Genomic DNA, 25,980 nt, shown 5'->3' with positions numbered 1-25,980 from the left:
AGACTACTAACTTTAAAAGATAACAGACAAATACCATGATTTGGAACGAAACTATTGAATGTATGGACCGTGAGGAAATGCGGAAACTACAGAGCCTACGGTTGAAAAGAGTTGTTGAACACGCTTACCATAACTCCCCGTTTTATCGTAAGAAAATGCAGGAGATGGGCATTACTCCCGACGATGTACAGACAATAGATGATATAACGAAATTACCGTTCACGGTAAAACAAGACTTGCGTGATAATTATCCTTTCGGCTTGATGGCCGTGCCGATGTCCGAGATTGTCCGTCTACATGCCTCTTCCGGTACGACAGGTAAGCCTATCGTCGTGGGATATACCCGTAAGGACTTGGGTATCTGGGCCGAGGTCGTGGCTCGCTGCCTGACCGCCTACGGTTTGACAAAGAACGACTCCGTGCAAGTATCCTACGGCTACGGAATGTTTACCGGAGGCTTGGGTGCCCATGCCGGAGTGGAGAATATCGGTGGTACGGTGATCCCGATGAGTAGCGGTAATACCCAGAAACAAATCCAGTTGATGCACGACTTCGGGGCGAAGGGTTTGGCTTGTACGCCTTCTTACGCCTTGTATCTGGCGGAGACCATCCACCAGTCCGGTATTCCCTTGGAGGAATTCCAGCTACGTGTCGGAGCGTTCGGTGCCGAGCCTTGGACGGAGAATATGCGTAAGGAATTAGAGACGAAACTAAATATCAAGGCTTACGATATCTATGGCTTGACGGAAATCTGCGGTCCGGGCGTTGGAGGCGAGTGTGAGTGCCAGAACGGTACCCACCTGTGGGAAGACCATTTCTTCCCGGAGATCGTGGACCCGAATACCTTACAACCGGTGGAACCGGGACAAGTAGGAGAGTTGGTCTTCACCACGCTTACGAAGGAGGGTATGCCGATGCTTCGTTACCGTACACGTGATTTGACCTCGCTGACTTACGAGAAGTGCGCCTGTGGACGTACGGCGGTTCGTATGGGACGTATTTTAGGTAGAAGTGACGATATGTTGATTATTCGTGGCGTAAATGTTTTCCCGTCTCAGGTAGAATCCGTAATTTTGGAGCTGCCGGAGTTCGAGGCGCATTACCTGATCGTGGTGGATCGTATGAACAATACCGATACCTTCCAGATACAGGTGGAGGTTCGCCAAGAATACTACTCGGACGAGATGAACAAGATGATCGCCTTGAAAAAGAAGATCGCCGCCCGCATGCAGAGCGTGATCGGTTTGCAACCGGACATCAAGATCGTGGAGCCGCGTAGTATCGAACGTAGTATGGGTAAGGCAAAACACGTGATCGATAAACGTAAGTTAGTATAACCTCTAAAAGATTAAGTACTATGTTAATAAAACAATTATCAATCTTTCTGGAAAACAAGAAAGGCCGTTTTACGGAAGTCGCCAAGATATTAGGGGAGGCAGGGGTCAATATGTCCGCTTTCACGGTAGCCGAGAATTCCGATTTCGGTATCCTTCGCCTAATCGTATCCGATACGGAGAAAGCGATATCCGTGCTTCGTGAAAAGTTATACGCTGTAAGCGTGGCCGACGTGGTATGCTTGCATTGTCCCAACCAGCCGGGAGCCTTGGCAAAGGCGATGGATATCATTACCTCGGCCGGGATCTTCATTGAATATATGTACGCTTTTTCTCAAGGCGACGCTGCTAACGTGATCATCCGTCCGGACGATGTCAATAAGTGCGCGGAGGTTTTGAAAGCGAATAAATTGGAATTGATCGCTGCTAGCGATTTATATAAGTTGTAAATATTAACGTTTTGGGTTTCATTTATTCGCCTAAAAGCACTAATTTTGCACGCTAAAAGTATGTGAATGAAAAAGGTTGTATTTTTACTGATGATGATGACAGTACTATTATCCTCTTGTGGAGAGTATAATAAGATACTGAAGAGCACGGATTACGAATTGAAATATTCGTACGCGAAGAAATACTTCAACGCGAAGCAATACTCGAAATCCGCTACTCTGCTGGATGAACTGGTTACAATCTTTAAAGGAACAGCTTATGCCGAGGAGTCCTTGTACTTGTTGGCGCAAAGCTATTACGGTCAGAAAGATTATCAGACGGCTTCGCAATACTTCGAGACCTATTATACGACCTATCCGAAAGGGGAGTTTACGGAATTATCCCGTTTCTATTCCGGTTATGGTTTGTATCTGGACTCTCCGGATCCCCGGTTAGACCAGTCGCAGACGTATAAGGCGATCGAGCAGTTGCAACTTTATTTGGAGTATTATCCGCAAAGTGAACGGGCCGAGGAAGCGCAGAACATCATGTTCGAGCTTCAGGAGAAGTTGGCTTACAAGGAATTGATGGCCACCCGCTTGTATTTCAATCTAGGTACCTATATGGGGAATAACTTCCAGTCTTGCGTGATCACGGCGCAGAACGCCTTGAAGAATTACCCGTATTCCAAGTATCGTGAGGAATTCATGTTCCTTATCATCCGTGCGAAGTACGAGTTGGCGCTAGTATCCGTAGAGGAGAAGTTGCAGGGCCGTTACCGGGATGTGGTTGACGAGTATTACAACTACATGAACGAGTATCCGGAAGGTAACTACGTAAAGCAGGTAACGAAGTTCTACGACTATGCCAGCAAGCGAATTACAGATGCATATTAAGCGAATTTAATCAATAAAACGAAAATGGATTACAGAAAATCAAACGCTCCTACCAATACGGTAACCCGTGACATGATGAAGTTAAGTGAAGAAACGGGTAACGTATATGAGACAGTCGCTATCATTTCAAAACGGGCGAATCAGATTAGTGTTGAGATGAAACAAGATCTGGAAAAGAAACTTCAAGAGTTCGCTTCTTACAATGACAACTTGGAGGAAGTCTTTGAAAATCGTGAGCAGATCGAGATTTCACGCTACTATGAGAAACTTCCGAAATCAACGTTGATCGCCGCTCAAGAGTACGAGGATGGCAAGGTTTATTACAAGAATCCTGCTAAAGAGAAGAATAACTTCTAAGAAGAAATATTTTTGAACATCGGAAAGGCTGACCCTCAAATGAGTCGGCCTTTCCATTTAAAACGAACTAATTACCATGTTACAAAGAATACAAACTGTTTACCTGCTAATTATCGTGGCGCTTACGGTCGCTACCTTATTCTTGCCGTTGGCCGTGTTGCAACAAGGAGACGCCCTCTTCTCGTTCGATGCTAGCGGGTTGAGCACGATGATCGGTGAGCCGGAATTACTATACCCGGCGTGGGGCTTATTTGCCTTGACTGCTATCATCGCTATCATTGCCTTGGTGACGATCTTCTTATATAAGAAAAGAATCCTGCAAATCCGTCTTTGCGTGTTCAACGCATTGCTGATATTGGGCTTTTATGGTTTCTTCGCCTTCTTGATCTATTCCTTGAAGGGGGATATGGAAGGTGCCAGCGTAAGTGTTAAGATCGCTCTTTCCTTCCCGTTGGTCAATCTGATCTTGGATTATCTGGCGATCCGTAATATCGGGGCCGATGAGGCGCTGGTACGTTCTTTGGATCGTTTGCGTTAAGGCTTTCCAGATAAATCATTGGGTATAAGATATTAGGTAAGGGACTCTTTTTGTCAAGGGCCCCTTATTTTATGTCCGGAAAAGTATAATACATAAGACAATATTATTTTGTATATGAAACAATATTGTTTTTCGGTGAAATATATCTACTTTCGTAGAATACAAATATCCGTTGCCAATCATGAAGAAGACTCAGCTTATCCCCATCGCTTTATTGTCGGTATCGGCGGTAGCGAACGCCCAGAATACCAGTTGTCCCCCGAATATTATCCTGTTCTTGGTGGATGATATGGGATGGGAGGATACGTCCTTGCCTTTCTGGACTCAAAAGACGCATTATAATGAGGTATATGAGACCCCGAACATGGAGCGATTGGCGAAAGGGGGCATGATGTTTACCCAAGCCTACGCTAGCAGTATCAGCTCGCCTACCCGTTGCAGCTTGATCACGGGGACGAACGCCGCCCGTCACCGGGTTACGAACTGGACGCTTTTTAAGGATAAGACGACCGATCGGGAGAGCGATGTGCTTACCTTGCCGGATTGGAATTATAACGGCGTGGCCCAAGTGGGCGGGACGAATAATACGTTTGTGGGTACTTCATTCGTGCAGATATTGAAGAATAACGGATATCACACGATCCATTGCGGTAAGGCGCATTTCGGGGCGATCGATACCCCGGGGGAGGACCCGCATCATTGGGGATTCGAGGTCAATATAGCCGGGCATGCCGCCGGAGGTCTCGCCAGTTACCTCGGCGAGAATAATTACGGGCATACCAAGGATGGTAAACCTTACGCTCCGAACGCTATCCCCGGATTGGAAAAGTATTGGGGAAGCGACACCTTCGCTACGGAGGCCTTGACGCAGGAGGCGATCAAGGCGTTGGACAAGGCTAAGAAATATAACCAGCCGTTTTACCTATATATGTCACATTATGCGATCCATATCCCGATTGATAAGGACAAGCGTTTCTACCAGAAATATATCGATAAGGGGTTAACGGCTAAAGAGGCGGCTTACGCTGCCTTGATAGAGGGTATGGATAAGAGTCTGGGCGATTTGATGGACTGGTTGGAGAAGAATGGCGAGGTGGATAACACGATCGTGATCTTCATGAGCGATAACGGCGGTCTTTCCAGCGAGCCCGGATGGCGTGACGGCGAGATCCATACACAAAACTATCCCTTGAACAGTGGTAAAGGCTCCGCCTATGAGGGAGGAGTCCGTGAGCCTATGATCGTGCGTTGGCCGGGGGTGGTGAAGCCGGGAAGCAAATGTGATAAATACTTGATTATCGAGGATTTCTATCCAACTATCTTGGAGATGGCAGGCATAAAGGGGTATAAGACCGTACAGCCGATAGATGGCGTCAGTTTCATGCCTTTATTAAAAGGTACGGGAGATCCTTCCGTGGGACGTAGCTTATTCTGGAACTGCCCGAATATATGGGGTAATGACGGGCCGGGAATCGGTCCGACTTGCTCGGTTCGTAATGGAGACTGGAAACTGATCTATTATTACGAGACGGGGAAGAAGGAATTGTTTAATATCACGGAGGATATAGGGGAACATAATGACGTGGCAAGGCAGCATCCCGATATCGTAAAGCGTCTGTCCGGGGAATTGGGTACGTATTTACGGAAAGTGGACGGGCAACGTCCGTCGTTTAAGGCGACAGGCAAACCGGTTCCTTGGCCGGATGAGATATATTAATTAAAAAAAGAAAGAGCATATGGAGTTTTACAAAGCGGAAGAGAATCGCTATGCGGATATGATATATCGGCGGTGCGGACGGAGCGGTATCTTATTGCCGGCCGTTTCCTTGGGATTGTGGCACAACTTTGGTAGTGTGGATGTGTTCAGTAATTTTATCCAGATCGCTCACGCCGCATTCGATCATGGCGTGACTCATTTCGACTTGGCGAATAACTATGGTCCGGCCTACGGATCGGCGGAGGAGAATTTTGGCCGGATATTGAAGAAGGGCTTGGGCGCTTATCGGGATGAGATGATTATCTCTACGAAGGCGGGCTACGATATGTGGCCGGGACCGTATGGGAACTGGGGAAGCCGTAAATATTTAATGGCTAGCTTGGATCAGAGCTTGAAACGGATGGGACTGGAATACGTGGATATCTTTTACTCCCATCGTCCGGACCCGGAGACTCCGATCGAGGAGACGATGGGGGCCTTGGCTGATATCGTCCGGCAAGGAAAGGCTTTGTATGTAGGTATCTCCAACTATGATGCGGACCAGACCCGTAAGGCCTTGGCCGTACTGAAAGAACATAAGGTGCCTTGCTTGATTCACCAAGCCCGCTATTCGATGTTCGATCGTTGGACGGAACCGGATTTATTGCCTGTATTGAAGGAAGAGGGTGTGGGTATGATAGCGTTCTCGCCGTTGGCGCAAGGCTTGCTTACGGATAAGTATTTGCGTGGAATTCCGGAGAATTCCCGTGCGGCGAAATCGACCGGTCATTTGCAGACCTCTCAAGTTACCCCGGAGGCCGTGGAAAAGGCCCGTAAGCTAAACGAGGTAGCCGCCCGCCGTGGACAGACCTTGGCGGAGATGGCGCTCGCTTGGTTATTAAAGGACGAACGGGTAACTAGCGTATTAATTGGCGCTAGCTCTGTCGCCCAATTGATGGATAACCTGAAAGCGTTAGATAATATCTCTTTCTCCGGGGAAGAATTGCAGGAGATAGAGAACATCTTAATATAACGTGAATCGTATCCGATTGTAGAGACGGGGCGTGCCCCGTCTCTACAAGTCTGTATAAATTTTTGAATAAATGAAACCGTTCTTATATCAAGTTGCGTCTCTTTTTTACGAGAAATGGGGAGCGGAGGTCAGTCGTCTGGCCTTTGTTTTCCCAAACCGGCGTACGGGACTTTTCTTCCAGAAATATCTCTCGGAGGTAGCCGATATTCCCCTTTTCTCTCCGACAATCCTTACGATCAACGATCTCTTTATCCAGTTGAGCGGAAAACAATCCGCCGACCGGATCAGTATGCTTTTTACCCTGTACGACATCTACATCCGCCAAAGCGGTTCCACCGAGACTTTCGATGAATTCCTGTATTGGGGCGAGATGTTGCTCAACGACTTCGACGATATCGATAAGTACATGGCAAATGCCCGCATGCTATTCAGTAACGTGACGGACCTACGGGAGATAGAGAATGATTTCGATTTCTTAAGTGATGAGCAGATCGCCGCTATCCGTAGTTTCTGGTCCAGTTTTTATCCCCGGGGCGATACGCCGAACCAGCAACAGTTCTTGGCGGTCTGGCAAGTGCTATACGATCTCTATGAGGAATTCCGTGCGACCTTGGCCGCCGAGGGAAAAGGCTACGAGGGCATGATCTTCCGGGAGGTCGTGGAAAGCATGGAACGGGGCGAGTCTCCGGATTTACCTTACGAGCAAATTGTCTTTGTCGGTTTGAACGCCTTGTCCGTATCGGAAGAACGTTTCTTAGCCCAGTTGCAGAAGCGGAAGATAGCGGATTTCTATTGGGATTATGTATCCGATAAGGTAACCGATCCGGATAATAAGGCCTCTTATTTCGTCTCCCGTAACCGGAAGAGCTTCCCTTCCTCGATGAAATTACCCCCCGAGGAGAAGGTAAAGACCGAGATCGAGGTGATCGGCATCCCTTCCGGTATCGGGCAGGCCAAGCACGTCTACACCCTGTTGAGCGATTGGTGCAAGGAAGCGGAGATGAGTTCGGAAGAAGCCCTGCGTACGGCGGTGATCTTGCCCGATGAACATCTGCTGATCCCGGTGCTGAACGCCATACCGGAGCAAATCCGGCGTATCAACGTCACGATGGGTTATCCCTTGGCGGGAACCCCGGTCGCCTCGTTGATCGAGTATATCTTGGCGTTGCAGAAGAACGTACGCTACATAGACCGGAATCCGTTGTTCTATTTCCGCGACGTGCTGCCGGTATTGAACCATCGCTACATCCTCTCCACCTCACCGGAGATTATTTCCTCCTTGGTGAAAGAGATCACGGAGAACAACAAGATCTATATCTCGCATACGGAGTTAGGGAAAACGCCTTTGCTAGAAATCCTGTTCACGCCGGTGACCGGGGTGGAGGCCTTCTCGGACTATCTGATCAAGGTGTTGGAAGAGCTGAACAAGGTTATGTCCGCCCTTTCCGATGAGGAAGAGGAGGACGCACCCCAGCGGACGAACGATTTGGAGCAAGAGTTCATCTTCCATTATTTCACCACGGTAAACCGCATGAAAGAGGTAATGAAAGACGCTCGTATAGAGATGAAAATAGATACCTTCTTCCGCCTATTGAAGCGGGTAACCGATACGATCACGATCCCTTTCCACGGCGAGCCGCTTTCCGGCCTCCAGATTATGGGTGTGCTCGAGACCCGTGCCTTGGATTTCGACCGTCTGATTATCTTATCCATGAACGAGGGTATTTTCCCGCAACGGAAAGCGGCGAACTCCTTTATCCCTTATAACCTACGCAGGGGTTTCGGGTTGCCTACCTACGAGCATCAAGATAGCGTATGGGCCTACCATTTCTATCGTTTGATAGAGCGTGCCAGCCACGTGAGCCTTTTATACGATACCCGCAGCAACGGATTGCAGACGGGAGAGGTAAGTCGCTTTGTCCACCAGCTGCATTATCATTATGAGGTGCCGATGCGAGATAAATTGGTGGTCTATAACGTATCTTCCTCCAAAACCCCGCCATTGGCCGTGCCGAAAAGGGAGGATGTCATGCGCCGTTTAGACGCTTACCGGAAAGGGGGGAGCAAGGCGATCTCGGCGAGCGCTATCAATACGTATCTGGATTGCCCGTTGAAATTCTATTTTTCCGTCGTGGAAGGCATTCGAGAGGAAGAGGAGGTGAGCGAGACGATCGAGAGCGATGTATTCGGAAGTATCTTACATAAAGTGATGGAGGAGCTTTACAAGCCGTTCCAAGGGAAGATGGTTACCGTGGATTTGCTGAAAGCGATCCGTAAGGATACGGCCTTGCTTACCGGAGCTATCGCCCGGGCTTTCGCCAGCGAGTTTTTCAAGACAGAGGTGGTTCGCTCCCTTACCGGACAAAACTACCTGATCGGCGAGATGATCCGCAAATACGTGGAGAAAATCTTGGAGCGTGACGGCAAGCTGACCCCTTTCGTTTACATCGAGTCCGAGCGTAAGATAAACGGTCTGATCAGCCTTTCCGACTATTCCGAGATCCGGTTGAAAGGCTTTATCGACCGTGTGGACGAGGTTCGCGACGCCATCCGTATCATCGATTACAAGAGCGGTAGCGGAACTACGACTTTCAGTAGTATCGAGAGCCTATTCAACAAGGAGGAGAAAGATCGTGCGAAAGCCGTGATGCAGGTATTCATGTATTGCTGGATGTACGCCCATCTCACCGAGAACAAGGGAAAGACGATACAACCGGGCATTTATTACGTCCGTTCCCTCTTTGCCGATCCGTTCGATCCATCTGTCTACCATCGTATCGAACGGGGGAAGTCGGAGAAGGTAGAGGATTTCTCCGGTTATGCCCAAGCGTTCGAGGAGGGGTTGCGGGGCTGCTTGGACGAGATCTTCAATCCAGAAATTCCCTTTACGCAAACCCCTACGGGGAAGGCTTGCTCTTATTGTCCGTTCAAGGGTATTTGCGGTAAGTAGCATTTGTCCCGGTACTTCTGGGAGAGTACCGGAGTACTCCTTGTAAAGTACTGTGGTATTTCTCCGGATAGTACTGGAGTACTCCTTACAAAGTACTGCGGTACCTCTTAGGCAGTACTACAGTACTTCTTGCGAAGTACTGAGGCGAGGCTTACTGATGAAGAAGCAATTCCACTATCTTTTCCAAAAAGATCTGATCTGTCTCATTAAAACTGTCTAATTTGTCGCTGTCTATATCCAGAACGGCGATTACCTTATCCTCCCATATCACGGGAACTACGATCTCAGAGCGTGACGCCGAGCTACAAGCGATATGTCCCGGGAAAGCGTCTACGTCCGGTACGATGATCGTACGAGCCTCCTTCCAGGCCGTGCCGCATACCCCTTTTCCGTATTTTATACGTGTACAGGCGATAGGGCCTTGAAAAGGCGCTAATACCAACTGATTGTCTATGACCCGGTAGAAACCTACCCAAAAGAAACCGAAAGTCTGCTTGAGTGCCGCGGCGATGTTCGCCATGTTAGCGATTAGGTCGGTCTCGTTACCTACCAATGAGGCGATTTGCGGGAGCAACGTCTCATACATCTCCTGTTTATCACCGTTTTTAATCCGTAGTTCCTCTGCCATATTTAAACTATTATAAGGTCGCGAATATAAAGAATAAATCGAAATATCCGTATCTTTGCGGCATGACAAAACAAAATTCTCCATTGGTATTAGGGACCGAGCCTATCGGTAAATTACTTACGCAATATGCGATTCCTGCGATTATCGCAATGACAGCTTCTTCTTTATATAATATGGCCGATAGCATTTTTATTGGCCATGGAGTGGGGGCGTTAGCGATTTCCGGCCTAGCCTTGACCTTTCCGTTGATGAACTTGGCGGCCGCCTTCGGTTCGTTGGTGGGAGTCGGCGCCTCTACGTTGGTTGCCGTGAAGCTGGGGCAGAAAGATTATGAGGGGGCGAATAAGGTGTTGGGGAATGTGTTGATCTTAAATGTGGTTCTGGGTGTCGCTTTCACGATCGCTTTCCTGTTCTTGCTTGATCCCGTGCTGTACTTTTTCGGCGCTAGTGAGAACACGATCTCATATGCCCGTGATTATATGCGGATTATTCTGTATGGCAATGTGGTTACGCATATGTATCTGGGATTAAATGCGGTCTTGCGCTCCTCGGGTTTTCCGAGGATGGCGATGTATGCTACGTTGGCGTCGGTTGTTATAAATTGCGCCTTGAATCCGTTGTTTATCTTTGGGTTTGGATGGGGTATAAAAGGGTCGGCTTGGGCGACGGTGATCTCGCAGGTGATCTCGCTTACCGGGCAGTTGATTCATTTCTCGGGACCGAAACAACTCCTTCATTTCAAGAGAGGTATTTATAGGCTGCGCTCGGAGATCGTGAAAGGTATCTTGTCGATCGGTTTATCTCCGTTCTTGATGAACCTTTGTTCCTGCTTGATCGTGATCCTTATCAACCGGGGATTGAAAGAGCATGGGGGAGATATGGCGATTGGCGCTTATGGTATCGTGAACCGTATCGCTTTTCTTTTCGTGATGATTATCATGGGATTTAATCAGGGTATGCAACCGATAGCCGGTTATAATTATGGTGCCCGGCTCTATTCCCGGGTGACGGACGTGACCCGGCTGACGATGCGCTGGGCGGTAGGAGTGGCTACGCTGGGGTTCTTGCTTTGCCAGTTGGTGCCGTCGTGGATCGTCCGTATGTTTACGAGTGACGGGGAGTTGATCAGTGCCGCCTCTTATGGCCTGCATATCGTCTTCGCCGTATTCCCGATCGTGGGCTTCCAGATGGTGGCGACTAACTTCTTCCTTTCCATCGGCATGTCTAAGAAAGCGATCTTTCTCTCCTTGACCCGGCAGATGCTCTTCTTGATACCCTGTTTAATCCTCCTCCCCCCGTTATTCGGAACTCTCGGTGTCTGGATCAGTATGCCTATCGCCGATACGGTGGCGGCGATCGTGACAGCGATCGTGCTTGTGAAACAATTTAAACAATTCAAATATGGAACATAACGTGATATTACCTGCGGAATGGTATCCGCAAAGTGCCGTGCAGCTTACGTGGCCGCATGAGAATACGGATTGGGCCCCGATATTGGACGAGGTGATTCCTTGCTTCGTGGCTATCGCCAAGGAAGTGATCAAGCGAGAGAAGTTATTGATTGTTTGTCCGGACGAGACCGCCGTACGTGAACAATTGGGTGAGGTTGATTACGACCGTGTCATTTTCCGTGAGATGGATACGAACGATACGTGGGCACGGGATCACGGGGGAATTTCCGTCTTCGATGAGGGAACGCCCATGCTTTATGATTTCGTGTTCAATGGCTGGGGAATGAAGTTCGTCGCCAATCATGATAATTTGATTACCCGTAATCTTTGTCATATGAAGACCTTCTCCGACGAGGTGGTGCCCGCTAATATGCAACCTTTCGTGCTGGAAGGCGGTAGTATCGAATCGGATGGGAAAGGTACGTTGATGACTACCGTTGAGTGTCTGGCATCCGTAAACCGTAATGAGTATTTGCAACAAGAGGAATTGGAACGTTATTTGAAAGACATATTTGGCTTGGATCGTATCCTTTGGATTACCAGCGGTTATTTAGCCGGGGACGATACGGATAGCCACGTGGATACGCTCGCCCGTTTTTGTAGCGAGGATACGATCGCTTATGTCCGCTGCGAGGATGAGGAAGACGAGCATTATGAGGAACTGAAGGCGATGGAGGAGGAGATCAAGGAGTTTACTAGGGCGAATGGTGAGCCTTATCGTCTGATTCCACTTCCGATGGCCGATAAGGTGGAATGGGAAGGGGAGCGCTTGCCCGCTACCTACGCTAATTTCTTGATCATGAATGGGGCCGTATTGGTTCCGTTCTATGACTCACCGAAGGATGAGATCGCTAAAGCGGCTTTGCGGGAGGCGTTCCCGGACCGTGAGATCATAGGCATCAACTGCCTTCCGCTTATCAAACAACACGGTTCCCTGCATTGCGTGACGATGCAATATCCGGAAGGCTTTATCGAATAACAACTACAACCAATTAAATATGAAAGTAGGATTAATACAACAAAAGAATACCGCTGATAGAGCGGCGAATATAGAGAAGCTAAAGGTAAATATCCGTAAAGCTGCCCGGGAGGGAGCGGAATTGGTCGTCTTGCAAGAACTGCATAACGGCCTGTATTTCTGCCAGACGGAAGATACGAGCATGTTTGACTTGGCGGAGACGATCCCCGGCCCATCGACGGAAACCTTCGGTGCCTTGGCGAAAGAATTGGGTATCGTCTTGGTGCTTTCCCTTTTCGAGAAGCGTGCCCCGGGCCTGTACCATAACACGGCCGTCGTCTTGGAGAAAGACGGTACGATCGCCGGAAAATACCGCAAGATGCATATCCCGGATGACCCCGCTTATTACGAGAAGTTCTATTTTACCCCCGGTGATTTAGGCTTTGAGCCTATCGATACCTCTGTGGGGCGTCTTGGTGTGTTGGTTTGCTGGGATCAATGGTATCCGGAAGCAGCCCGTTTGATGGCTATGCGTGGCGCCGAGATGTTGATCTATCCGACCGCTATCGGCTGGGAAAGTAGCGATACGCAGGAAGAGAAGGACCGTCAGCTGGGTGCGTGGGTGACCATACAGCGGGGACATGCCGTGGCGAACGGACTCCCGGTCATTTCCGTAAATCGTACCGGGCATGAGCCGGACCCTTCGGGACAAACGGGCGGTATCCGGTTTTGGGGAAACAGTTTCGTGGCCGGTCCCCAAGGTGAGCTATTAACCGTATTCCCGAATGACGAGGAGGAGGTACGTGTGATAGAGATCGACAAGACTCGCGGTGAGAACGTGCGTCGTTGGTGGCCTTTCTTCCGGGATCGCCGTATCGATGCGTTTGGTGGTTTGACAGAACGATTTTTAGTATAATGACCGAATACACGCAAGAAGAGGCCGTCTTCCGCATGAACGAAATGGGGAAAGCGGGACGGCCTTTCCTTTTTATCATTGATTATAAACGAGAGCGGATCTACGTGGAGAGTCCGGAAGAGATCGCTCCCTCCGAGTTATTGTACGATTTGAACGGCTTTACGAATACAAATCACGAATGTAACTTGCGGGATTCCTCTCATCTTATATCCGGAGAACCTGTTGAATGGCAACCCTCGTATGTTTCTTTCGAGGAGTATGCCCATTCATTCGAGACCGTTTCCCGGCATATCCATGCGGGTAATTCTTATTTGGTAAACTTGACATGCGCTACTCCGGTATATACGAACCTCTCCTTGAAAGATATCTTTTACCATTCCAAGGCGATGTATAAGCTTTGGATGCGGGATCGTTTCGTGGTATTCTCGCCCGAGATATTCGTGCGGATGCGGGATGGTCTCATCTATTCGTATCCCATGAAAGGTACGATCGACGCTACGCTGCCCGATGCCCGGAGACGTATCCTCGATGATCCCAAGGAAGCGGCGGAGCATGCCACGATCGTGGATTTGATCCGGAATGACTTGAGTATCGTAGCCTCCGAGGTTTGTGTTCCCCGGTATCGTTATATCGATGAATTGCGTACGCATAACGGAAGTTTGTTGCAGGTCAGTTCTGAGATAAGAGGCCGGTTGCCGGAGGGATGGAACGGCCATGTCGGGGAGATTTTGTTTAGCCTCTTGCCTGCCGGCTCCATCACGGGCGCTCCCAAGAAAAAGACCTTGGAGATCATCGCCGAGGCGGAGACCTATGAGCGGGGCTTCTATACGGGGGTGATGGGGTATTTTGACGGCCAAGATTTAGACAGCGCCGTGATGATCCGTTTTATGGAACAAGTCTCTCCCCGTTCGTTTATTTTCAAGAGCGGTGGGGGAATCACCTCTAAAAGTGAGGTGAGATCGGAGTATAACGAGATGAAACAAAAAGTATATGTGCCCATCTATTGAGACCTTATCTGGGAGTCCGTTTGTGGAGACGATCCGTATCGAGAAGGGACGGATACATAACCTTCCTTACCATAATGCCCGGATGAACCGTACCCGCAGGGAGCTATTCGGAGCGAGGGAAGAAATTGATCTCGCGGGTTATATTCATCCGGGGCCTCATCAAGAACGTACCAAATGCCGGGTGGAATATACCCGCGAGGTCTTAAAGGTAGAATACGTTCCTTACCGTATGCGTCCGGTTCATTCCTTGCGATTGGTTACATGCGATGAGATCGATTATTCCTATAAGAGTACGGATCGTCAATGCCTAAATGATTTATTCGCCCAACGAGCGGGACATGACGATATCTTGATAATCCGTGACGGTTTGCTGACCGATACTTCCATTTGCAATGTCGCCCTTTGGAATGGTGCCTCTTGGATCACTCCCGCACGCCCTTTGTTATGTGGTACGATGCGTGCTTACTTATTGGATAAAGGCTTGGTACAGGCCGGGGATATCCCGGTAGAGGATCTGCCTAAGTATACCCGGATCCGTCTGTTTAACGCCTTGATCGGGTTCGGCGAAATCGATGAGATCACGCGTATATACGTATGACACTACGCGAGTATCGGCGTGGCCCTGTGCCTATACAGGTAAGGGGTTACGCCGATATCCGTGTGGTCTCTTACCTGTATAGGCATGAATCAAGGTGTTTCCTAGAACAATATATCCACCTCCATATTGCTGATCCATTCTACGGGACGGCCGGCCACCTTATTGCAAGTGACGGCGAATTTCAAGGGGAGGATAATTCCCAACGGGATGCGTAACCATCCCGGCATATTGAAATTATGGACACCGATCAGGGAACCTAGCTGGATACCGACCGAGGGAGCTACCAAGAAACGGGTCTCGTCATTACGGCGGTCTATACCCATCTCGAAATAACTATACAGGCCGAGGAAACGTTTCGGGGAAACGAATATATCCATGTTATAATTGGCGCCCGCCTTCACGTTCCAGTTCTTGATCGTGTAGGAGGAGGAAGGGGCGTGCATATAATAACCGGAGATTGTAGGGGATACCCAATGAGCGATGTCGCCCGGCTCCATGATCATGCCTTTCCCTTTCCCGAACTTATGCCAATTGATCATGCTGACGTTCAAGCGACCGCCATACGTCATGACACCGTCCCGGTTGCTATGGATCGGCGTACCGATCAGGAACATGAAAGAGTTGGCTACCCTCGACCGGATAAAGTTGCGGGTAAAAGGCTCTTGTACGATCAGCTGTAGCTCATCCTTGCGGCCGGCGACGGAAGCTTCCAAGGGGACGTCATCCAAATTCGTCCCGAAGGGGATCGGGAAATCCTTGATTACCGGGAAACGATCGTAGACGAATTGGGGCAGGTCGTCTCGTTCGGAAGGGATCTCGTTCAATATATTCTCGCCTGATCCTTCCAAAGCATTTTGGTAAGCTTTCCAGACTTCTACGATAGACTCGCAGGTGGCGGTCACGACTTGGTAGAATACTTTCGTCTCCCGCTCGTAGCTATCGCCTTTCTCCAAGGAATAAGGGTGCTTCTCCGTGACCCGGATATGCCGGTAATCATCGGCCTCGTTGTACTCCATCATGTTTTGGTTCAAACGTTTATCGCCGTAAGCGCTCCAAGTCTCACCCTTTAGGTTGGCAGTCTGTACGGGGATGGTATTGTAGAAATCGTGCAGGCTCTTATTGTTGGATACGGCGGAGGCGGAGAAGCCCCTACGTACCATTTGGTGTCCGGAGGCGAAGGAGTCTTGTAGGAAATGCTCGGCGAAAGCCTCGTACATCGTGGCGTAGAACATAAGGTTGCTCGCCATTTGCGTATCTCCTTTACACATTTCTTTGCCTGCCTCTTGTGCTAGATAGATGGCGAAGATGTGGATGCAGAAATACTTGCTCATGGAGGGCAACTGATTTAATTTATCGAAGACCTTGTTTACTTCCGAGGGGCGTTGAAGGCGGCGGATCAGCTCGGGGTCGATCATCTTCAGATGCTCGTTCAATCCCTTGCCATAGGCGTAGAAGTGGGAGAGGTCCTTGATCGCCAGGATACCGTAAGCCAGATTGATGTCGAGCAGCTCCTTGCTGTTGGCTCCGGTGAGGAACTCGTTCATGGCTTGTGTCTCCAAAGCCAGCGTACGGTTCGTCTTGGAGAAATGGGTCTGCAGGCCTGTCTCCAAGAGCATGGGATTTTCCACATGGTCGCCGGCCAATCCGCAAAGCGTACCGTAGGTCACGATATTCGGCAACTGCGTCAGCTCATTCATGGCGTAGGCGTTCGAGCCGGGCATATGCGACATGTTGAGGATTTGCAGCAAGGCGCTATCGGCGACGGCCTCGTTGGGGAAGATCCCGTTTTCCACCAGATAACGTGGGAGAAGGCTCATGGCACGGTCGCCGATCTTACGATGCTCGGCGAAATCCCATGCGAAGGCCGAACTTGTTATTGCGCTGATACCCATAAGTAGGCATCCGCGGTGAAGAAGTCGTTTAATAGTGTTTCTCTTGTTCATATCTATACTTGTTTATAATTATCTGAATAACTCAAGCGCGAACTTCAACCCGACGCTTTGATACTTGAACTCCTCGAAGCCTAGGAAAAGCGCTATATGAAAAAGGTCGCTACCGATACCATACCCGAGCTCGCTGTAATTCGGCAATACGGGAGTCCATAGCTGGCTGAGGTAGAAACGTTCGGACACGAGGTATTTATGCGCCTTGGGATTGGGCTTGAGGAATCGCAATAGAATGAATGGGCTCTCGTACATGAGGTGCCCTTGAATATATTTGTCGGAGGCATTGCACCAATCCCCACCTAGATTATGAAAGATCCCGCCAAACCGGTCGCCCCAAGGCTCGGGGAAATAACGTTTGGCGAAATAGCTAAAATCGGCGAAGTACATGTTATGCTGGTTAAAAAAGAGTCCACCGCTTAGATTGTAACTCAGTCGTTCGGATAAGCCCAGCCGTACGGTCTGGTTCATGCCGGCCTCCATCCGCCAATAATTTCCCGTACAGCCGAGCAGGTCCGGTATGCTTCGTGCCAGCTCGATCCGGAAGGTCGGGTAATGGGAATGCAGGTACTCTTTCCGGTAACCGTCCATCCAGTAATATTGCCGGGGCGTGTAGGTAAGGCCGATAACCGGGGTGAACTCATTATGATCCTTTAGATCCAATCCGGTATCCTTATTCTTTTTCACGGGCGTACGATAGTGGTATGCGAGTCCGGCCGAGAGCCGGAAGCCGTTCATCAGTTCTATCTGGTTCATCAGCTTGGCATAGTAGTGCTGGAAATACTTCAAGTTGAGATCTTCGAAACGGATTGGGGTATCTTTTAGGATCTCGTTGATCTGGTGGATCACTTCGGAGGAATAGCTTTGGTTGTCATTGGCTATCGTGAGGTTGAGGATGCCTTGACGCTCGGGGTGATACTCCCAGTCGGTTGTTAGCCGTAGGCGTAGCTCTTTCTCCTTGAATAGGAAACCGATCTCGGGGTGGAAGCGTAGCTGACGGTCATGCTCGAATGTCTTACTGATACGTGCTTCTTGCTTATAGGTGATCCCGTTGCTTCCGAAAGATAGCTGGAACGGGTTGAGAAGGCCGGAATACTTCACACGAGTACTCTTGTAATCCCTGTTGACCGTGCTGGTGAGCCGCTCGCCGAGTTGGAGGTAGCGAGTGAGAGCGCTGCTGTCCGCTTCCGTCCTCACCACGTTCGTTCCGGTGGTGTACAAGGCTTTCTCGTCGGTAGTGAGCGGCTTGTCCCTCCGGCTGTTCCAATAAGTGCTGTCTTGGGTAAAGGAGAGTGTGTCGGAGGTGATCGTATAGTATTGGGTTTGATCGAGCGAGTATAATTTCCTGCTCTCATGGTCTTCCTCTACCCAAGAGATCGATTTATAGCGGAAAGCGGCGTGGATGTCGCTCTCTATCCGATTGCCTAGGGCATGGTAGCAGACTTGCAGGTCAGCCTCTTCCGTGAGGATGAAATGCTTCTCGTCACGGTTGAAACGTATGCTTAGGTTGAACTCGGAGAAAGAGGAGTGCCCTTGTATCTTGATACGGTCGATGCTCCAGAGTTCGTCGGTTACGTACAGGTTTCCGGATAGTAATTTCTGGCTCCATTGGCGAGGGGTGAAACGGATGTTATACACAGGGGTGCCGGAGATCGTGTCCGTGCCATCCAGCCGGAACGTGTAATATTTGAAAGCATCGGGCGAGAGTGGCATGATGATTCCCTTATTGTAGATCGTGGGGGAGTAGACGTTCAAGTTGACGAACGAGGCTATCTCCTTGTAATGCCTTCCGGCGGCGAGATGGCTGCTGTTGATGGCTACAATCTCGTTGCGATAATGGTTGGGAGCGTCGTAGCGGGTGAGGCCACTCATCTCGAAGAAGGCATCGCGGGGATGACGCTCTATCGGGAAGACCAGATAGGCGTATCGTAGCAGCTTGTTCTTCCGGGGAACGTGCGTACGGCCTTTCACGTAGGTCTCCGCTTCATAGCTCTCGAGGACGTGCTCGTAGATGGGGGCTTGATGGATTACCTGCCGCATGATGGAGTCGGCTCGTGTGACGGGTGTCTTCTCTTGTGCCCGCAGGTCTGAATGGACTAGCGGGCACAGAAGAAGTATGGATAGTAGAATAAGGTGTCCCGTCTCGATCCTCATCCTGTCAATGTATGGCGAAGGTTGGGCATACTAATGCGCAAAGATGGCAGCCGACACATTTTTGCTCGTCTATCACCGGTTTGCGCATAGAGGTGAAACGGATAGCTTGATGTCCACCGTCGTTACAGGAAACGAAACAGCGTCCGCAGCCGAGGCATAGGCTGTTATCTACTGTCGGGCGGTGTATCTGCGTACGTTCCAGTTTCTCGGGGGGTACGATGTTCGGTAAAGCGATACCTATGAGGTCGGATAGGGTTTTATATCCGTTCTCTTGCATGAACAGTCGTAACCCTTCGCATAGATCGTCGATGATCCGGAAGCCATATTGCATCACGGCGGTACATATCTGTAGGTTCGTGCAGCCTAGTAGCAGGAAATCGAGGGCATCCCGCCAAGTCTCTATACCGCCTATCCCGCTGATAGGCATCTTGCCGGCGGAAGGATCGCTCGCCAGCTCATGTATGAACCGGAGAGCGATAGGGCGCACGGCTTTCCCCGAATAGCCGGACACGCTGCTCAGTCCGCAGACAACGGGCCGGGCCGTAAGTGCTTTCTCATCGATACGGGTGATACATTTGATGGTGTTGATGGCGGCTATCCCGGTGGCTCCTCCTTCGTGGGCGGCGAGCGCCACGGGTGTCATCTGCCCGATATTCGGTGTCATCTTCGCTAGTATCGGCAGATGGGTACCCCGGCGTGTGGCGGCGGTGAACCGGCGTACCAGTTCCGGGCTTTGTCCTACGTCGCTGCCCATCCCTTCTTGCGTCATTTGTGGGCAAGAGAAGTTGCACTCAATGATATCGGCCCCAGCCTGCGTGGAATATTGGGCAAGCCGTGTCCACTCATCGTCTGTCCGTCCCATAATGGAGGAGATGATTAATTTGTCAGGATAGCGTTGCTTGAGGCGATAGAGAGTATCGAAATTCTCTTCGACAGAGGCTTCCGACAATTGTTCCATGTTCTTGAATCCGATGAAAGGCACGCCATCCACCTCCATTTGGTCGAAGCGGGGGGATACCTCATGGCTCGGATAGAATGATATCGTCTTGAAGCAGATACCGGCCCAACCGGCTTCGAGGGCCCGGACGCACATCTCGTAATTATGGGCTACGGGCGAGGAGGCCAGTATAAAGGGGTTGGCGCAGCGGACACCACAAAAGTCGATCGCCAAGTCCGGAGACGAAGTGAGGGGAGAACTATCCGTCGGGTTTGGCATATCTTGTAATTGCCGTACGATCTGGGTGATGGATATCGCCCGGTCGGTTCGTCCGCGGAGGCAGGCCTTCTCGCAAGGATGCCCGTCGCAATCCTTGCAGGCTTCCATCCGGTAGGCCCGGAGGATAGCTCCCGCTAGGTTGTCCATTTTACAGGCCCGCAGCAAGCGGCCCGGATCTAGTCCGGGCTTGCATGCCTTCGTGCAGACAGGGTCATCGCACAGATAACAGCGATTCGATTCTTCCGTTAGGAGGCGTTTTCTCTGGAGGAGGTTTGTCTTCATGGCTTCTAACTGTATTATCTCACTACTTTCTGTACTTTCCGGTAACGTTCGGTCACGACCTCCACGGTGTACAGGTGTCCGGGCAGGCTGAAGATTGCTTTTCCGGATACCGCTTGCTGGTGACCAGCCAACGTGCCGTTCATGCTGTAGACGTTGACGGTGGCTCCCGGCAGGCAATCTACCGTAAGCATGCCGTCGAGGAAGCGGATAGACAGGGGCTCGTCGGTCGTTACCTCCTCATTGCCAGTGGCGCTCACGTCACCTCGTACATAGGTGATGTTGTTGATGTCCCACGCCAATACGAAGGGTTTGTCGCTGTTTACCATGAAGGGAAAGGTGTCGGTGCCGAAGCTGATCTTCCGTTCGAGTAGCTTGGGGTAGTACTGGTCACGGAGCGTGTTCGACTTCTCGGCAGTGAGCAGATAGAGGGTGGATGAGAAGGACTCGGCTGTCTCTTCCGGCCTGACGTGCTTGTCCGTGCGTCGTATCTTCGAATAGGATGCGCTGATACCCTGCGAGGTTGTCGCTGTGGTCTGGTCTGTCCATTCCCAAGAACTTTGGTTCTCCAGTTGGAAGAAGGGGAATTTCAAATCCATAAGACTGATGGCACCTTTGGTCTGACTGTCGGAGATTGTGCCGCTGGTTTCCAGCGTCATGTCGATCCGTTCGGAGTTGAGGCTGAAGTTGACGGACTTGCTGACATTTGGCTCGCTGGCGGTCATGGTGAGGATCTCACGGGCCTCCCAGTCTCCAAGTTTGCTTGGATTGTCTATGCGGAAAGGCTCTAGGTCGAGAGGCACTTCTACTTGTTTGATACTCTGCCGTGTCATGTAAGTATAGCTGAATATGGGCATTCGTACACTCTGTCTCCGGGTGGGGGAGAGGTATTCTAGGTCGCAACGGGTCAGAATGGGTACAGAGTAGAGGGCGATGGCCCGGTAGTCTGCTGTGTCGTTTGCTTCGAAGGTAACGGTGATGGACTCGGACTGGCTTGTTACTTCCTCGTGTTGTTTCTGGAAGGAGTATCCGCCGCCGAATGCTGCCGTGAGTTTATCCGTATGCGGTCCGAAGGAGCATTTTAGGTCACTTTTATAGAGTCGGCTCACGGAGTTGCTGGTGCCCGATCCCATGGTGAAGGCAAGGCTTGAGGCTACGCCGAGGTCGCCGAACCACTCGTTATTATCCACTACCGTTGGAGGTGGTCCTTCGATGATGCCGACGAGGCGCACGAGATTGCGTAGCTCGCTGTTGCCGAACAGGGCCTTCTCGTCGTTGAAGGAACTGCGTCTCTCCACGATCTCGTTGGAGCGGATGGAGGCGATGTAGGCGTGCTTGTACCAATGGTATGGAGTCTGGTTACCTCGCAGCAGGTAGATATATTGCTTGTAGTAGAGCCCTCCGCCGGGAGCTGTCTCGGTGGTAGGATCTGCCGCGGTGGCTACGACCGTGTAGCCGTAGGGCAGGTCGGTGTAGATGGGTGCGTCGGTGGCGAAGCTGTTGCTGCCGGGGTAGAATTTCTTTAGGAAGTGTTCGCCCGTTCCCTTGCCATCATAGGTACAGTAGCTGAAGATCAGGGGATTTGAGGAAGCTTTGTAGCCGCTGGTATTGTCGGCTGCGTAGCCTTCTATATCGGCTTGGATGAGCTTGAGCGAGAAGGTCTTCGAGCGTCCTATGTCGTGATGCGCGTATTCTTCCCAGTTGGAGGGCCATATGTTATCCTTGCCATACTCGCCGCTGTAGCTGAATGCCTCGAAGGTACCGCTCTTGAGTCGGCCTATGATGAGTTTCTCCACGTTCTTTTTCTCGGTGTCGTCGTAGCCGTACCACGAGGTGGCGTCCCAGTGGTCGTCGGGATCGTATTCCATTGATATGCCTGTTGAGCCTTTTAGCTCGATATTATCGTGTCCGGCGTTGCGCACGGTGCCGCACCAGTCCCAGCCGCTGTTCAGCTCGGGGTCGCCGTATTGGTAGACTTGCAGTTTCTTGTTGGTGCGGCGGTGTAGGATGACGCAGATCTTGTCACGGTAGATGGTGGCGGCGAAGTTGGCGTAAGTTTTCCCGTCATCGAGCATACGAGTTTTCTTGTATTCTCCCTTTTTCATATCCACCTCGCCGATCCATATCTGGCCATTGGTATTATTCTTCCAGAGCACGTAGAAGCGATTGCGGTATACGATGATCTCGGCATCTTGGTATACGCCGAAATCATTGAGAAAGATCATTTTCTTACCGGTGTCGCCAACGGTGGATTGTTCCATTGTCCGGGTCTCGCCGTTCACCTCGAAAGCGATGAGGCGTATGGATGAGGGGCCGTTATTATCTATGTAGACCCCGTAGAGCTTCCCTTGGTAGTATTGTGCGTCGGTGAAGCAGTAATAGGCACCTCCGTCTTTATCCATATTGTGGAATTCTTTCACCTTATACAGTTCGGGATGTTGGCTGATCTGTGTCTTGACGGTGGTGGTAGAGGCACAGATAAGCAAAAATATGGCGATCAGCCGTATCGCTTGTGCTTTGAGTGTCGTTCTCATGTATATATCTGTTTAAGAGGTTTAGAAACTGATATTGAATTGTAACTGTACGGACTGCCTGTTACCGAAGCTTCCGTTTACTCCGAGCGAGATGTTGTCAGCGAGGAAATAGTTCACCCCGGCCAAAGCGTACAGCTTGTGACGGGCGTGGAAAGTCTCGTCGATACGAACGGTATAGTCCTCGCCGGCATATGTCTTGGTGAACTCGTACCGGTCTTTCATCGTGTAGTCCTTGTAGAGGATGCCGGCATAGGGCACGAAATTCCCCAGTGCGTATCCGGCCACCACGGGCACGGCCCACTCTAGGTAACGGCGGTTGAGGCTGAGGTCTCGCAAGGGGATGGTCTTGCCTTGGTAATACACCTCGGTGGTCATGTTATCGCTGTTGGCATAGCGCACGCCGGGTTGGGTAGACATGAAAAAGCGGTCGGTGAAGGCATGGCCGTAACCTAGCCCTCCGCTGTAGATGGGTATCATGTTCTTGCTGAAGATGGTACTGCTTAGGTCGTCATCATCTCGGAAAGTCTCCTCGTGGGTGAAGTTGGTGGTACCGATGCCTGCCCACAGGCTGAGATTGTCCCATACACGATAGGAGAGGCGCAGGGAAATACTGTTCATGATGAGTCGGTGACTTACCGAGTGATTGTCCTCGTCGATTTGTTCGGATGTCCAATTCTCCGGGTTTCCCATCTGCCCATCTTCATCCACGCCAAATGACGTGGTGGAGAGCCAAGGGGTACTGGTATCGTGACTTCCGTTGATCTGTAAGTTGAAACGTTTTTCCCCCGTAGGATATTTGTCTAAGGGGATCAATATATCCGCCTTGGCTTGATAGACAGTAAAAACGGATAAGAGTAGGAGTGTAAAATGTCTCATATCGCTATTTATTTAGTTGAATCATTTACGTTGTTATAATATAGGTTGGCGAAGTACTCGATGGGAGTGTTGCCCGTCACCTCCTTGAATTGGCGGTAGAAAGAGGTACGGGAGGTAAACCCAGCCGTCTTGTATAACTCCTGCGGCTCTTGTGTGAGGCACTTGGAAAATTCCCGTATGAGGTACTCTACCCGATAGATAGCCAGCCAGCGACTGAAGTTCATACCCGTCTGATTGTTCAAGGTAGAGGATAGCCGGGTACGGTTCGTGCAAGCGAGGTTGGCCAACTGGCACAAATTGAACTGTGGATCGAGATAAGGCTTCTTATCCTCCATGATTTGTAAGATGCGGGCATATAGCCTGCGTTCGATTAGGGATGGCTTTTGCTTTTCTTCCATATTGGTACTGTCTTAAGTAACCCGCATAAGAGGGACTTGCGAGGTCAAATATAGACAGTCCCATTTGGTAAATCAAGGGATGAGAAAAGATGCGAACGTATTGAAACTTGATCCGAACGATCTGGTACACCAAAGGCCGTAAAGCCCCTGCATCAAAGGCTAGACACGTACTTTAACAGATTATTTGCCGGTCTCTTTTCGTACGTTTCTGTATTGGTTGGGCGTAAGTCCGGTGACTTGCCGGAACTGCCGGAAGAAGGAGGTTCGGGAGGTGAAGCCTGATTCGGAGGCTAGTGCGGTGATGTCGCTGTCGGGACGTAGGGCGACGAGCGAAAGGAGGTGGTGTACCCTGTATTCAGCCAGCCAACGACTGAAGTTCATTCCCGTCTGCCTATTGAGGGTGGTGGATAGTTGTGTTCGGTTAGTACCCACTAGACGGGAGAGGGTCACAAGGTCGAGATTAGGATTTAAGAAAGGCTTTTGCTCTTTCATAACTGATAGGATTCGTTGATATAGGAGATTATCAGCTTTTGTTGTGACCTCGGTGTTTGCCTCTGAATGATCTGGTAACTTTATTTGTGGCCGGGAGATTAGCGGAAGCGGATCGTGTATTAGCAACCAAGCCGCATGATGGCTTATCAATAAATCGAATAACTGGCGTAGGCGACGGCGATGATTTCTCCACCAAAGATATCCTCCGGTTAGGATAGCCATGAGCAAAATAATGATTCCGGTAAGGATATACTGGATGAGCCGTGCCTGTTCCGCTTCCGCCTTCTGACTTTTTAAGCGGGTGGATAATAGTTCGTTTTGCAGGCTTTCGCTGATCATCTTTCTGCGTATGTTCATTTGCTCTTGGGCATAATGGGATTGTAGGGAGTCTGCCCGGTTTGCCTGTTGGATGGCTTCCGATTGATTTCCGGTCGCATAATGGCATTCGGACAACATACGTGCCACACGCACCTTATATTCCTCGATATTGTCTTTGTTCCTCAAGAGAGGCGTGGCGACATTATTGAATGAGACTCTGTCTAATTCCTCCAATACGGATAGTGCCTCTTTGTTTTTTCCATGTTTCCGGAGAGAGACGGCGTATTCCATGAAGAGTTGATATTGCAGATAGCTGATCGTGTGTATTTGGTGTTTCGCCTGAAAGTGGCGGATATCGGTAATGCATCGTTGGGTCCATTCCTCCGCTTCGGCGGTCTTTCCCGTACGGCTTAATGCTATAGCTTTTACTAAGTGAGGAGAGCTTATCACTTTATATTTCAAGTTCACCAATGCTGAATCCGCATAGATGAGTGCTTGGGGATATAATCCACATTCAAGACAAGCGCTAGCCGCCGTGATATACCAGTTTTGAGGATTTATATATGCATATTTTCGTGCCTCGTTTATCCATCGCTCGCATTCTGCGGGTTGGCGTATCTGTGCGTGAAGAAATGCCATACGCAGGTGATTCATGAGAAGGTGCTTGTCTTTTATGCGGATGGCATAAGGTTTCATGCGGTCGAGTAGCATTCTCGCATGGGCCGTGTCCTGTAATCTGCAATAGCGGGTGTATATGATTTGGCGGGTTGCCAGCAAAAGCGAGTCATTCCCTATTTCTTGGGCATGGGTTTCTATCTCTTCGCATAGCTGGTCGTTCAAGGGACCGCTCAACAAAGAATAATCATTCAGTTGCGCTATTTGCTGATCCAATTGCTGCTTGGGTGGAAGAAGAGAGTGGGAGTCGCAGGCGTAAAGGACTGACAGTAGGAATATGTAAAGTATGCTTGTTTTCATGATG

General features: G+C 50.1%; 21 protein-coding genes. 13 read left to right on the top strand and 8 right to left on the bottom strand.

Annotated features, from left to right (window positions below; translation table 11 throughout):
* Positions 1-35: 35 nt before the first annotated feature.
* The 8 genes from ACESPU_RS00775 (at position 36) to ACESPU_RS00740 (ending at position 9,233) form a co-directional block, all read left to right on the top strand.
* Complete coding sequence (locus ACESPU_RS00775) at positions 36-1,337, top strand: phenylacetate--CoA ligase family protein (RefSeq protein WP_008772099.1); 1,302 nt, start codon at positions 36-38, stop codon at positions 1,335-1,337.
* A 20-nt stretch (positions 1,338-1,357) separates the two neighbouring features.
* Positions 1,358-1,783, top strand: a complete 426-nt coding sequence (locus ACESPU_RS00770) for a hypothetical protein (RefSeq protein WP_005856748.1) — start codon at positions 1,358-1,360, stop codon at positions 1,781-1,783.
* 66 nt (positions 1,784-1,849) lie between these two features.
* Positions 1,850-2,659 (top strand): outer membrane protein assembly factor BamD, encoded by an 810-nt coding sequence (locus ACESPU_RS00765; RefSeq protein ID WP_005856750.1) that lies wholly within the window; start codon positions 1,850-1,852, stop codon positions 2,657-2,659.
* 24 nt (positions 2,660-2,683) lie between these two features.
* Complete coding sequence (locus ACESPU_RS00760; RefSeq protein WP_005856752.1) at positions 2,684-3,016, top strand: DNA-directed RNA polymerase subunit omega; 333 nt, start codon at positions 2,684-2,686, stop codon at positions 3,014-3,016.
* A gap of 76 nt (positions 3,017-3,092) precedes the next feature.
* Positions 3,093-3,554: a DUF4293 domain-containing protein gene (locus ACESPU_RS00755; protein ID WP_005862150.1), complete on the top strand. Its 462-nt coding sequence runs from the start codon at positions 3,093-3,095 to the stop codon at positions 3,552-3,554.
* A gap of 181 nt (positions 3,555-3,735) precedes the next feature.
* Positions 3,736-5,271, top strand: coding sequence for a sulfatase (locus ACESPU_RS00750; RefSeq protein ID WP_158532418.1), 1,536 nt, complete (start codon positions 3,736-3,738; stop codon positions 5,269-5,271).
* Between the two features lie 19 nt (positions 5,272-5,290).
* Positions 5,291-6,283 carry an L-glyceraldehyde 3-phosphate reductase gene (gene mgrA, locus ACESPU_RS00745; RefSeq protein ID WP_008772101.1) on the top strand — a complete coding sequence of 331 codons (993 nt, stop codon included), beginning with the start codon at positions 5,291-5,293 and terminating at the stop codon, positions 6,281-6,283.
* Between the two features lie 70 nt (positions 6,284-6,353).
* On the top strand, positions 6,354-9,233 hold the full coding sequence (locus ACESPU_RS00740) for a PD-(D/E)XK nuclease family protein (RefSeq protein WP_373133074.1): 2,880 nt from the start codon (positions 6,354-6,356) through the stop codon (positions 9,231-9,233).
* A 151-nt stretch (positions 9,234-9,384) separates the two neighbouring features.
* On the opposite strand, the gene ACESPU_RS00735 is transcribed toward ACESPU_RS00740, so the two are convergent.
* On the bottom strand, positions 9,385-9,861 hold the full coding sequence (locus tag ACESPU_RS00735) for a GAF domain-containing protein (RefSeq protein ID WP_373133073.1): 477 nt from the start codon (positions 9,859-9,861) through the stop codon (positions 9,385-9,387).
* 62 nt (positions 9,862-9,923) lie between these two features.
* Here ACESPU_RS00735 and ACESPU_RS00730 point away from each other — a divergent pair, with 62 nt between their 5' ends.
* Genes ACESPU_RS00730 through ACESPU_RS00710 form a run of 5 tightly spaced genes read left to right on the top strand, consistent with a single transcriptional unit; the run spans position 9,924 to position 14,791 of the window.
* On the top strand, positions 9,924-11,273 hold the full coding sequence (locus ACESPU_RS00730) for an MATE family efflux transporter (RefSeq protein WP_048927338.1): 1,350 nt from the start codon (positions 9,924-9,926) through the stop codon (positions 11,271-11,273).
* Positions 11,263-12,291, top strand: coding sequence for an agmatine deiminase family protein (locus ACESPU_RS00725; protein ID WP_122379686.1), 1,029 nt, complete (start codon positions 11,263-11,265; stop codon positions 12,289-12,291). The genes ACESPU_RS00730 and ACESPU_RS00725 overlap by 11 nt, the downstream gene beginning before the upstream one ends.
* 19 nt (positions 12,292-12,310) lie before the next feature.
* A complete protein-coding gene (locus tag ACESPU_RS00720; protein WP_036617907.1) occupies positions 12,311-13,186 on the top strand; it encodes a carbon-nitrogen hydrolase in 876 nt (291 codons plus the stop codon).
* Positions 13,186-14,193 (top strand): aminodeoxychorismate synthase component I, encoded by a 1,008-nt coding sequence (locus ACESPU_RS00715; RefSeq protein ID WP_270214569.1) that lies wholly within the window; start codon positions 13,186-13,188, stop codon positions 14,191-14,193. The genes ACESPU_RS00720 and ACESPU_RS00715 overlap by 1 nt, the downstream gene beginning before the upstream one ends.
* On the top strand, positions 14,177-14,791 hold the full coding sequence (locus ACESPU_RS00710) for an aminotransferase class IV family protein (protein WP_195320145.1): 615 nt from the start codon (positions 14,177-14,179) through the stop codon (positions 14,789-14,791). Before ACESPU_RS00715 ends, ACESPU_RS00710 begins: the two co-directional genes overlap by 17 nt.
* A gap of 101 nt (positions 14,792-14,892) precedes the next feature.
* On the opposite strand, the gene ACESPU_RS00705 is transcribed toward ACESPU_RS00710, so the two are convergent.
* From ACESPU_RS00705 to ACESPU_RS00675, 7 genes are all read right to left on the bottom strand, one after another.
* A complete protein-coding gene (locus ACESPU_RS00705) occupies positions 14,893-16,734 on the bottom strand; it encodes a hypothetical protein (protein WP_373133072.1) in 1,842 nt (613 codons plus the stop codon).
* 18 nt (positions 16,735-16,752) lie between these two features.
* Complete coding sequence (locus ACESPU_RS00700) at positions 16,753-18,888, bottom strand: DUF5686 family protein (protein WP_373133071.1); 2,136 nt, start codon at positions 18,886-18,888, stop codon at positions 16,753-16,755.
* Between the two features lie 4 nt (positions 18,889-18,892).
* Positions 18,893-20,386: an NAD-dependent dihydropyrimidine dehydrogenase subunit PreA gene (preA, locus tag ACESPU_RS00695; protein ID WP_008772111.1), complete on the bottom strand. Its 1,494-nt coding sequence runs from the start codon at positions 20,384-20,386 to the stop codon at positions 18,893-18,895.
* Positions 20,387-20,400: 14 nt separating this feature from the next.
* Positions 20,401-22,917: a hypothetical protein gene (locus ACESPU_RS00690; protein WP_373133070.1), complete on the bottom strand. Its 2,517-nt coding sequence runs from the start codon at positions 22,915-22,917 to the stop codon at positions 20,401-20,403.
* 21 nt (positions 22,918-22,938) lie between these two features.
* Entirely contained in the window at positions 22,939-23,793 is an 855-nt protein-coding gene (locus ACESPU_RS00685) for a hypothetical protein (protein WP_195320140.1), read from the bottom strand.
* A gap of 8 nt (positions 23,794-23,801) precedes the next feature.
* Positions 23,802-24,191 carry a helix-turn-helix domain-containing protein gene (locus ACESPU_RS00680; RefSeq protein ID WP_005862182.1) on the bottom strand — a complete coding sequence of 130 codons (390 nt, stop codon included), beginning with the start codon at positions 24,189-24,191 and terminating at the stop codon, positions 23,802-23,804.
* Positions 24,192-24,371: 180 nt separating this feature from the next.
* Positions 24,372-25,976, bottom strand: coding sequence for a helix-turn-helix domain-containing protein (locus ACESPU_RS00675; protein ID WP_195320139.1), 1,605 nt, complete (start codon positions 25,974-25,976; stop codon positions 24,372-24,374).
* Positions 25,977-25,980: the final 4 nt, after the last annotated feature.

It is taken from the genome of Parabacteroides sp. 20_3 (assembly GCF_964238835.1).
In the GTDB taxonomy this organism is placed as follows: Bacteria; Bacteroidota; Bacteroidia; order Bacteroidales; family Tannerellaceae; genus Parabacteroides; species Parabacteroides distasonis.
Note: the sequence above shows the minus strand (reverse complement) of the source record. Positions and strands in the feature narration are given on the sequence as shown.